This is a genomic window from uncultured Maribacter sp. (genome assembly GCF_947500985.1).
Classification (GTDB): domain Bacteria; phylum Bacteroidota; class Bacteroidia; order Flavobacteriales; family Flavobacteriaceae; genus Maribacter.
On record NZ_CANMTX010000003.1, the window covers coordinates 74,741 to 85,227 of the forward strand.

Annotated in this window: 10 protein-coding genes; 2 read left to right on the forward strand and 8 right to left on the reverse strand. The window is 36.2% G+C overall.

The annotated features are described in order from the left end of the window. Window positions 1-9: 9 nt before the first annotated feature. A complete protein-coding gene (gene lptB, locus Q0871_RS06730) occupies window positions 10-750 on the forward strand; it encodes an LPS export ABC transporter ATP-binding protein (RefSeq protein WP_027064458.1) in 741 nt (246 codons plus the stop codon). A 12-nt stretch (window positions 751-762) separates the two neighbouring features. On the opposite strand, the gene Q0871_RS06735 is transcribed toward lptB, so the two are convergent. Genes Q0871_RS06735 through Q0871_RS06745 form a run of 3 tightly spaced genes read right to left on the reverse strand, consistent with a single transcriptional unit; the run spans window position 763 to window position 2,886 of the window. Then, window positions 763-1,149 carry a DUF4345 domain-containing protein gene (locus tag Q0871_RS06735; RefSeq protein WP_299320055.1) on the reverse strand — a complete coding sequence of 129 codons (387 nt, stop codon included), beginning with the start codon at window positions 1,147-1,149 and terminating at the stop codon, window positions 763-765. Beyond that, the gene (locus tag Q0871_RS06740) at window positions 1,136-2,410 is read right to left on the reverse strand and encodes a nitrate/nitrite transporter (protein ID WP_299320058.1); all 1,275 of its coding nucleotides are present in this window, start codon (window positions 2,408-2,410) and stop codon (window positions 1,136-1,138) included. Before Q0871_RS06740 ends, Q0871_RS06735 begins: the two co-directional genes overlap by 14 nt. Continuing rightward, the gene (locus Q0871_RS06745) at window positions 2,407-2,886 is read right to left on the reverse strand and encodes a GyrI-like domain-containing protein (RefSeq protein WP_299320063.1); all 480 of its coding nucleotides are present in this window, start codon (window positions 2,884-2,886) and stop codon (window positions 2,407-2,409) included. Before Q0871_RS06745 ends, Q0871_RS06740 begins: the two co-directional genes overlap by 4 nt. Window positions 2,887-3,041: 155 nt before the next feature. Here Q0871_RS06745 and Q0871_RS06750 point away from each other — a divergent pair, with 155 nt between their 5' ends. Further along, window positions 3,042-4,739 (forward strand): alkaline phosphatase, encoded by a 1,698-nt coding sequence (locus tag Q0871_RS06750; RefSeq protein ID WP_299320067.1) that lies wholly within the window; start codon window positions 3,042-3,044, stop codon window positions 4,737-4,739. 55 nt (window positions 4,740-4,794) lie between these two features. Here the strand turns inward: Q0871_RS06750 and Q0871_RS06755 are convergent, their stop codons facing one another. From Q0871_RS06755 to Q0871_RS06775, 5 genes are read right to left on the reverse strand one after another with little or no spacing between them, the layout of a single operon-like run. After that, window positions 4,795-6,975, reverse strand: a complete 2,181-nt coding sequence (locus Q0871_RS06755; RefSeq protein WP_299320070.1) for a radical SAM protein — start codon at window positions 6,973-6,975, stop codon at window positions 4,795-4,797. A 40-nt stretch (window positions 6,976-7,015) separates the two neighbouring features. Next, window positions 7,016-7,960 carry a tRNA-dihydrouridine synthase gene (locus tag Q0871_RS06760; RefSeq protein WP_299320074.1) on the reverse strand — a complete coding sequence of 315 codons (945 nt, stop codon included), beginning with the start codon at window positions 7,958-7,960 and terminating at the stop codon, window positions 7,016-7,018. Window positions 7,961-7,967: 7 nt separating this feature from the next. Beyond that, a complete protein-coding gene (locus Q0871_RS06765; protein WP_299320077.1) occupies window positions 7,968-9,032 on the reverse strand; it encodes an FAD-dependent oxidoreductase in 1,065 nt (354 codons plus the stop codon). A gap of 30 nt (window positions 9,033-9,062) precedes the next feature. After that, complete coding sequence (locus Q0871_RS06770) at window positions 9,063-9,578, reverse strand: DinB family protein (RefSeq protein WP_299320081.1); 516 nt, start codon at window positions 9,576-9,578, stop codon at window positions 9,063-9,065. Between the two features lie 27 nt (window positions 9,579-9,605). After that, entirely contained in the window at window positions 9,606-10,343 is a 738-nt protein-coding gene (locus Q0871_RS06775) for a CDP-alcohol phosphatidyltransferase family protein (protein WP_299320085.1), read from the reverse strand. Window positions 10,344-10,487: the final 144 nt, after the last annotated feature.

The window sequence follows — 10,487 nt, forward strand, 5'->3', positions numbered from 1 at the left end:
TTTGAAAACATGAAGTTACGTGCCGACAATATTATGAAGTCCTACAGAGGTCGTAGGGTGGTTAAAGGAATTTCTCTTGAAGTTAATCAAGGTGAAATTGTAGGATTGCTAGGACCAAACGGTGCTGGTAAAACAACTTCCTTTTATATGATTGTTGGGCTTATAAAACCTAACGGCGGCAGCATCTATTTAGATGATATGGAGATTACAAAATTTCCAATGTATAAAAGAGCTCAAAATGGTATTGGGTACTTGGCTCAAGAAGCTTCGGTCTTTAGAAAGCTAAGTATTGAAAAGAATATTTTAAGCGTACTTCAATTGACAAAATTGAGCAAAAAAGAGCAACACATGAAAATGGAGTCGCTTATTGAAGAGTTCGGTTTAGGTCATATTCGTAAGAGTCGTGGTGATTTATTATCTGGTGGTGAGCGAAGAAGAACTGAAATCGCTAGGGCTTTGGCAACCGATCCAAAGTTTATTTTACTAGATGAACCTTTCGCAGGGGTTGATCCCGTGGCTGTAGAGGATATTCAACGTATTGTAGCGCAGTTAAAAGACAAAAACATTGGTATACTTATTACCGACCACAACGTTCAAGAAACGCTTGCTATTACAGAGCGTTCTTACCTAATGTTTGAGGGTGGTATTCTAAAATCGGGAGAACCAGAAGAATTAGCTGCAGATGAAATGGTACGTAAAGTGTACTTAGGTCAGAACTTTGAACTTCGTAAGAAGAAGTTAGATTTCTAAAGAACACTACACCTACTCTATATCCTTATACTTTTTAAGATTATATATTCCCCATCCGAAGAATAACAATTCTAAAAATAAGGCGGGAGTGAATAATGGCGATACTCCATCAAAGAGCGTACTTATTATTCTACCAAAAGAAATTCCACCCATAAAGAGCACATTACTTAAAGTTGCAGCGTACCAAAGTTTTGGTTTAAGAGACCCCAATACCCAAAATAGTCCAACACCCATATAAATACCCATTACCGCACGTAGCATATTTTTTAACTCCAAATCAACCACTTCAAAACCCAAGAGTTCGGGCATAATATACGTTGGGTGACCACCATAGACTATACCGGCTATAATAACAATAACTCCTGATAATAATAAGTTAAGATTTTTATGATTCGTCATTGAATGGTTTTCCATAAAGTTGAAAATATCTAAATGCTGCTATTCCACCAATAAATGAAAATATGGCTAGCATCCAGAATACATGTTGATGTCCTTCTAAGCCAGGTGATGCATCTAATAAATAGCCCATTGCCGGACCAGCAAAAATATCGGGAGTATACCCTATCAACGAAATCAACCCAACCGCAGTACCAGTAAGCACCAACGGAATTTTACCACTCTGCATTACAGCAAAATATAAAGATCGAATTGCATACACCCCTAGTGCCACGATCATAATAGAAAATAAGAACATTAAATAAGAAACATAGGCAACCATGCCAGATGCAAATACTAAAGAACCGATCAGCGCAACTACAAAACCTATTAATAAAAATAAACTAGGCCTAGAACGGTCTGCTACCACACCTATTAAAACACCTACTACCGGTCTTGCGAATAATAAAAATGTACCTACTTCTGCAGATTCCACCTCATTGTACAACATTACATCTTGCGCATAAAGCGAAAAAATATCGGTGATTTTATAACCCACGTAAGCACATAGAATTATAATCATTAGTAGTAAAACCGAAGGTAAACGTAGTACTTCTTTAATTTGAGAAACGGTGATTCTTTCTACTACAATCTCGCTTTCAAGACTTTCAGGCAATCGCATAAAAAACCAGACAAGAACACCTACAATCGACACTATACCAGACGAAGTCAATATTACATACCGAAAGGCAAACCTACTTTCTTGCAGCGTAGCTACTTCTAAATCTGCCGACATAAAATGAGAAAAGACAAGAACACCCAGAGTGCCAAAAAGAGCACCAACCAATCCCCTGCCGCCATCTAAAAAACCAAAAGCTTTACCTTGAGAACCACTACCACCCCATACTCGTGTCGCCTTTATCATAGGTGACCAAAACAAGAAAATTGTAGTAAACCCCCAAAAGCCGTAAAGTATTTGCAAGGTTAAATAATCTGGGAATGTAGCAAAGACCAATCCGCCTAAAGCAGTCATCCAAAGGGCAATGGCTATTAACTTTCTAGGTTGGTATTTATCGGCTAACGGACCGCCCAGTAAATAAGAAGCCAATGCAACAAAGCCATACACAGAGAAACATAAACCCAACGAAACATTATCTAGTTCAAATACTTTTAAAACGGTAGGTCTAAAAACACGTTGCAATACAAAAGGCAAAATAAAGACACTTTCCCCTGCTAAAATCAATAACAACAGATAATACCAAGGCGCTTTTTCGGGGTCTTTCATTTTTCTCTTATCGGAATCCAAACCTCTTCTTCTGAATCTGGATCATTGTTTTTGTATTTAGCTCCCAGTGCTTCAAAATGAGGACGGTCATCTAAGATATAATCAGATTTGGGAATCCATTCCCCATAAATCAATTGAAAAAAAGCCTGTGCATTTTGTGCAGTTCCTTTGTAATTGAACACCGCAAACAAGCCAGTTTCTAAAATTAAACTATTCATTTTCTCTGGAATGAACTCTAAATTTTCAACCTCAACGCATGCCCATTTTACAAATCTATTTGCAGGAGAAAACGCTTTAAAATAATCTACTGGATATTCTTGTAGAGAGATAAAATCATCAGACGACCTATTTAGCACTTCCTTACTTCGCCCTCTGAAATTCTTCCACAGGTCAAAAGTTTTATTATCTATCAAACTCATTTCTTGAGAAAGCCCAATCAATTTTCGTTCTTTACTTTTTACAATTCTAGCTTCCATCTACCCTAGTATAATAATCAAACATAACCAATTCATTTAAATTCTCGAAAAATAGCAGACTTGTAATCGCCTATAGTTTCAATAACCTAAATATAAAGTTCAACTAACATGCTTTAGTAATAATTAGAACAATTTTGAGGAAACTAAATTACCAGATGAAAACGAAGAAAAACACAAGAAGAAATTTTATTCAAAAAGCATTAATGGCTTCGGGCGGACTTATTCTAGCTCCGAACTTTATTAGTTGTAGGGATGACGACGATTTAAAAGTAGATTACGATGAATCTTTATTGAACGTTCAAAATTTTAATTACGGTGTAGCCAGTTTTGACCCAAGTAGCACAAGCGTAATAATTTGGACACGATTTATTAATACTGACGTTGAAATTATCTGGGAAGTTTCTACAGACAATAATTTCAACAGCATATTACGCACAGGAAAAATAACAACTGAGAGCTCAAGAGATAACACGTTAGCCATAGAGTTGACAGAATTAGAAGCTGATCTAAAGTTGTACTATCGATTTATAAGCACAACCGATAATTCCGTTTCCGTAATTGGTGAAACTATCACATTACCAACAGATGCCACACAAGCAAAATTAGCAGTTTGTTCTTGCTCCAATTACCAAGCTGGTTTATTCAATGTTTACGATGCCATGGCAAATTCCGATGCTGATATCATTGTACATTTAGGGGATTATTTCTACGAATATGGCGCTGGCGGATACGGATCTACAGCAGAGAACGCTTTCTTGAACCGTTTTCATGAACCTGCAGGAGAAATTATTTCTTTAGATGATTATAGAACAAGATACAAGCAATATAGATCAGATGCTTCTTTACAATTAGCCCACCAAAAAAAACCGTTCATTTGTGTTTGGGACGATCATGAAATTGCCAATGACACTTATAAAGAAGGAGCAGAAAACCATGATGAAGCCACAGAAGGTAGTTTTGAAGTAAGAAAACAAAATGCATTACAGGCATATAGCGAGTTTTTACCTTTCTCAAGAATATCAGCAGATGATAATAGCATTATTTATCGTTCAGTAAATATTGGGAACTTGGTCAACCTAATCTTAATGGACACCCGTTTAATTGGCAGAGACAAACAATTAAACATTACAGATTATGTAACCGCTACAGGTTTTGATGCAGCAGCATTTCAAACAGCATTGACCGACCCTTCACGTTCTATATTAGGAGTAACACAAAGAGACTGGGTACTATCTGAATTAAACAGTAGTTCGACAAAATGGCAAGTATTAGGTCAACAGGTATTAATGGGTCAAATGTATATACCTATAGAATTATTGACCTCATTTGGCTTACCTGAATTCGGTACTATATTGACAGAGTTGGTGACCATAAAACTAAGATTGCTTAATAACGACCCAACACTGACCAACGAAGAAATAGCAAGGATAACTACCGCTATACCCTACAATCTTGATGCTTGGGACGGATACCCTATAGACCGTGAAATTATTTACGCAGGATTAAACGGTAAAAAAATAGTCACTTTCGCAGGTGATACACATAATGCTTGGCAGAACACCTTAAAGGCACAAAACGGAACAGAAGTAGGTATTGAACTAGCCACATCTTCTATTAGTTCACCAGGTTTCGAAACCTACCTAGGCGCTAACTCTTCTCCAGAATTAATTGCCGGTTTTCAAGAAGCGTTGATAGCTTTAATAGATGGATTAAATTATTTTGATGCCTCAAAAAGAGGATATATGATGACAACATTCACGACTAGTGATGTTACATCTGAATGGATATTCGTTGACACACTTTTATCGGAATCGTATACTACAGAAACAGGGTATACGCTTACATACTCTTAAACCTCACCAATCATTAATATATTAAAGTCGTATTGCATTTGCAATGCGGCTTTTTTTATAGCACTAAAAGACCATGTTCACGAAGCCCAATAATTTGCTTTGAATACCAAAACAACTCAAAATCTTCTAATTGATATTCGTAATCTTTTTTCAACTGACCATAACTTAAAGGCTTATTCTCAGGTTTCAATTGTTCTAAAGTAGCAAGCAACCATTCTCCTTTATCCTTATCTACTATTATTTCATACATATCTGTCTTTGTATGAAAACCCAATTCTAACTGCTGCCAAGTCATGCCTTTTTTCTTCTTCACACGTTCATTGGCAATAGGCATTGGTCCTATCCATGCTATTTTAGCCGTAGATTTTGTATTCAGAACAAGTTCTTGTTGCAAGCAATTATAGATATAGTCTGCGGAAATCGTTGAAGGTGGAATCTTAAAATCGAACCATTCTTGCAAACTCATATCAAAACCGATACCGTGCATAAAATTGAAAAGCGATTTTTTTAATCCGAAACTGAACTTACTGTGGTCAACTCCCGTTTTATCTTTAAAATCTATATCGTTGTTAGCAAAGCTGATAGTTTTCAAATCTGGCATAACTCCGTATTCCTCTGGATGCAAACCAACAGGACTATGAGCAGTTAATGCAAACTGGTGCCAAAAACCAGATTGTATAATACCCAATTCAAACAACTGACGAACCATTTCTAAACTATCTACCGTTTCTTGAATGGTCTGTGTTGGATAGCCGTACATTAAATACGAATGAACCATAATATTTGATTCGGTCAAATTTCGTGTCACTTGGGCCACCTGTTCTACCGTTACGCCTTTATCAATAAGTTTCAACAAACGATCAGATGCCACTTCTAGTCCACCAGAAACAGCAATACAACCAGAAGCTTTTAGTAAAAAACACAAATCTTGGGTAAAGTTCTTTTCAAAACGAATATTTGTCCACCAGGTAATGGTCAGATTTCTTTTAAGTACCTCTAAAGCAAAAGCTTTCATTAAAGAAGGCGGTGCAGCTTCATCGACAAAATGAAATCCGGATTCTCCTGTTTGGGCAATCAATGCTTCAACACGGTCTACCAACAAACTAGCGGCAACAGGTTCATATATTTTTATATAATCTAAAGAGATATCGCAAAAAGTACATTTACCCCAATAGCAACCATGAGCCATGGTCAATTTATTCCAACGACCATCGCTCCACAAACTATGCATGGGGTTGGCAATTTCAATGACCGAAATGTAATTGCCTAATTGTAGGTCAGCATAATCTGGTGTGCCAACATCTATTTGTTTATAATCTGGTCTTAGACTATCATTCTTGTAAACAACTTTATCATCTTCTAAAATGAATGCTCTTTTTAACTCCCCTGCTCCGTTTATAACATACTGATGCACTAATTCTAATGGAAGCTCCCCGTCATCTAAGGTTATAAAATCAAAAAACTCAAACACACGAACATCGGTAAGGCTGCGTAATTCTGTATTTGGAAATCCGCCACCCATAGCAATTTTTACATCAGGATAATTAGCTTTTATAAATTGAGCACAACGAAAAGCACTATATAAATTACCAGGGAACGGTACCGAAAAACACACCAATTTAGGTTGTATAGTTTTCAATTGTTCCGCTAACAACTCAAGCGTCAATTCATCAATAAAAGTGGGTTCTTCGTTAAGATGATTATAAAGCTCATCGAATGAATTTGCACTGCGCCCCAATCTTTCTGCATACCTACTGAACCCAAAATTTAGGTCAATACATTCTACAATAAAATCTGATAAATCTTCAAGATATAAGGTTGCCAGATGTTTGGCTTTATCTTGCATACCCATATTACCAAAAGCCCATTCTAAATCATCTAACTGTTCAAAACGAGAAGCTTGCGGCAAAAAATTATCGGTACATAATTGTCTAGCCAAGGTGTCATTTTTACCTTGTAAAAAAAGAATAACGGCATCTAGCGTTTTCAGGTAATCATTACGCAGTGCATATATTCTTTGGCAATTTTCAGACACAATAGCATCCGAAGAAATAGCCATGTCAAAAAGCTGCTGAAAAGTATTTTTATTGAAAAGTGATAAAATAACCTCAATCCCTAAATCTGACTGAAAAGAAGAAATATTCTTCGTATTCAAAAAACCTTTAATGTACGCAGTTGCCGGATACGGAGTATTTAATTGGGTAAAAGGAGGAGTTATTAAAAGAAGGTCTTTCACAAAGTTATTTTAAAACTATGCTGCAAAGATAACAGTTAGCCTATTCATTATTCAATATCTCTCGCACAGCTTGCTGATATGCCTTTGGATTATTTGCTTTTTTTATTTTCTTGAATGCTTTGTGCGGATTGGAAGTGGACAACGCAAAATACTCCCAAAAGCCACGCATTTTCATTTTTATAGGTGTTGGTCCTGACAATGCTTCATCATATTGCTGATAAATGGTGTCGTGAAATTCGGAAAAAATCTTCCAGCGGTCTTTTGGATATTCCGTCGTATTGTTTTTAATCATACTTGGCAGAAATGGGTCGGCAATTAAACCTCTTCCCATCATAAAGTTTTCAATTGTGGGGAAGCGCTCGTTCATTTCCTGAAACTTCGCTACTGTAGTAATATCGCCGTTATAGTATAATGTATGTTTGGTACTTTCAACACACTTCTGAAAAGCATCAAGATCTACTCCGCCCTTATACAATTGCTTTCCAATACGTGCGTGAATAGCAATATTCTTTAACGGATAGGTATCCAAAACAGGAAAAACATCTAATATCTCTTCTGCATTTTCATACCCCATTCTCATTTTCATAGAAACTACAACATCAGTTTCTTCATGAGCACGTTTTAAAATGTGATCTATTTTTTCGGGATTACAAATGAGTCCGCTACCCATACCTTGTTTTGTTACCATTGGGTAAGGGCAACCTAAATTCCAGTTCAATTCCTTATATCCTAAACTTTGAATATACTTTACAACGAAAAGAAATTCATCGGCATCACCAGTCATTACTTGCGGAATAACTTCTAGGGTGGTATTATTTTCTGGCTGTAAATCTTTCTGATACGAGTTTTTAATCACCATTTTACCATTCAAACGAATGTATGGCGCGTAGAACGTATCGATGCCTCCAAAATATTTATGGAATGCATTACGGAATCTAAAATCGGTAAAGCCCTGTAATGGGGATGATAATAAGGTAACTGACATGTATGTATTACTGCGTTAGGTGCAAACTTTTCAGTTTTGCAACAACAGATTCAGCTGCAAAAATAGCGCCTTCCATGTAACCAGAGTGATGTTTTGATGTTTCTGCACCAGAAATAAACAATTTATTCTCGAATAAGGGTTCCTGATACAGTGCATGTCCCCCATTTTGATGTGGAAATAAGTTATCTTCTTGCCTATTCGATTTGGTAAACTCTTCATTGTACCAAGGCGTCTCGTGATACGATTCGTATTGCAAAGCCTCATCACCAAATACCATTTTCAACTGTGCTTCTATTTTCTCTATGCGTTGTTCTTTTGTAAAACGAGCACAACTGCCAGATGCGAAACCAACCAGCGCGTAAGAACCCGTTTCTAAATTAGATTGATCATAGAACTCGGTAAGCGGTCCAACATTACTAAATATAGTACCCGATTTACCTTGCGCTCTCCAAAACGATTTTTTATAGGTTAGGGCAACTTTAATGGAATCTTGCATCCAAGTATGGGTTTGTTCTGCTAAAGAAACCAATTCATTAGGTAAGTGAGGTGTAAATGTTATTTGATCTATTAATGCTGCTGGTGGCAATGTAGTAATAACAATACCAGCATTTAATGTGCGAGAATTGGTTTTCACTTCAACATCATCATCAATCACATTTACCTCATTAACCTCTTCATTTAAAAAGATAGTATTTGGTTTCAGTTTAGCAGCTATTGAATTCAGCAAATCAACAGTCCCGTTTTTAAATCGGTAACTCGGACTATCATTTGGAACCGCAATTTCTTGGGGTGGTACATTTGAAAATGTTTGAAAATAAGATGTACCGGTCATAAATTGTTCGAAATAAGGAACTTTAAATTCCTCTATAACATCTAATAAATGGTAGTGACTTTCATTAAACCAAGTAGCACCCATTTCAACTTTTGCCTTCCCAGATACTATAGTGTTAATTCTACCTCCAATTCTTTCTCGTGCTTCTAAAACCTTGACATCAAAACCTAGTTCTTGTAAACGATATGCAGTTAACAAACCCGTTAATCCTGCGCCGATAATTACTACCGATGTATTCATGCTATAAAGTTATTCTGATTAAATGACGGACTAAGATATTTTAGATTGCAGTACACTGGCAGTTACTAATAATTGCCCAATATGCCTTTGACTATGCTCTGCAGCATGAAATAAAAGTCCGATTACGGTAGATGACAACTTCTTTCTACCTACAGTTCTTTTTTCTGTAAGTGAAGATTCTGGTATCGTTTTGAAATATGCTAGCGCTTCAGAAACTTTAGTTGAAAATTGCTCTTGTAAGTCGCCAACTTCAGTAGTTAAATTAAAGGCACCTTCTTTTTTTAGAAATTGAAATTGCGCATCAGATAGCGATTCACCTTTGGCATAAGTCAGCATTCTATCTAACACTCCCGTAATATGGTTCATATGAAAACCAATAGAAGCTCTACCTGATGTTTTAGCCCAAAGTAATTCTTTAGGAAAATCTTGAGTATACTTTTTAAGCTCTCTTTCTGACTGTAATAAGGCATGCACTGCTGGTTGCAGCAAATCTGGCACACCTTGAATAGGTCCGCTTAACCAAAATTCATATTCTTCATTTTCCATAATCATTCTTCCTAAATAATTCTAAATTTAAAGTCTTTCTTGTATGACAGAACTTACTACATAAAACAGAATAATTAAGGGAATAGCCATGAACTTCATGGTAACGATTAGCACAAGACTAATGATAAGAAAGATATAACGCATGGCATTATCCTTGAAGCTTGTATTCTTGAATTTTAAAGCAAAGAGCGGCAAATTAGCATTTAATAAATATGCACTCACCAATGTTAAGATGATCAAGAACCATTGATTAAGAATGATACTATTTAAAAAATCATTGTTCTGATACAAAAGGATAAGTGGTAATGAAAGTATTAAAAGTGCATTAGCGGGTGTTGGCAAACCAATAAACGAAGACGTCTGATTTTCATCTATATTGAATTTCGCCAATCGATAACCCGATGCCATGGTGATGATAAAGCCTAAAAAAGGTATTAAGTGTATGTATTGAAATTTACCGGCTTCCATAAAAAAGTGAGCACCATCTCCCCATCCACTAGTTTGAGACATTGCTAATAATTGAAACATTACAATACCAGGTACTAGTCCGCTAGTAATCATATCTGCCAAAGAATCTAACTGTAGACCCAATTCGCTTTTTACATCTAAAACACGAGCCGCTAATCCGTCAAAAAAATCAAAGAAAATACCTAGTGCAACAAATATTGCGGCAAACTCTAATCTATTCATGACAGCAAACATAGTAGCCACACAGCCACAGAAAACATTTAATAGAGTAATAAAATTAGGAATGTGCTTTTTCATGATAGTCGGTGTAATGTCAATATGTTCAGCGGGGCAAAATGCCCTACTCAATTATTGCTCTAAATTAATATAATTATATGGTGGTAGTGGTATTCCGCTATAAAAAGCTCCAAGCTCATCTATATTTTGCAAGGCATAAAAAAC

Coding starts and splice junctions, on each gene's coding strand:
- Q0871_RS06775 (WP_299320085.1), bottom strand. CDS start 10,343: ATGAAAAAGCACATTCCTAATTTTATTACTCTATTAAATGTTTTCTGT.
- Q0871_RS06735 (WP_299320055.1), bottom strand. CDS start 1,149: ATGACGAATCATAAAAATCTTAACTTATTATTATCAGGAGTTATTGTT.
- Q0871_RS06770 (WP_299320081.1), bottom strand. CDS start 9,578: ATGGAAAATGAAGAATATGAATTTTGGTTAAGCGGACCTATTCAAGGT.
- lptB (WP_027064458.1), top strand. CDS start 10: ATGAAGTTACGTGCCGACAATATTATGAAGTCCTACAGAGGTCGTAGG.
- Q0871_RS06740 (WP_299320058.1), bottom strand. CDS start 2,410: ATGAAAGACCCCGAAAAAGCGCCTTGGTATTATCTGTTGTTATTGATT.
- Q0871_RS06750 (WP_299320067.1), top strand. CDS start 3,042: ATGAAAACGAAGAAAAACACAAGAAGAAATTTTATTCAAAAAGCATTA.
- Q0871_RS06765 (WP_299320077.1), bottom strand. CDS start 9,032: ATGAATACATCGGTAGTAATTATCGGCGCAGGATTAACGGGTTTGTTA.
- Q0871_RS06760 (WP_299320074.1), bottom strand. CDS start 7,960: ATGTCAGTTACCTTATTATCATCCCCATTACAGGGCTTTACCGATTTT.
- Q0871_RS06745 (WP_299320063.1), bottom strand. CDS start 2,886: ATGGAAGCTAGAATTGTAAAAAGTAAAGAACGAAAATTGATTGGGCTT.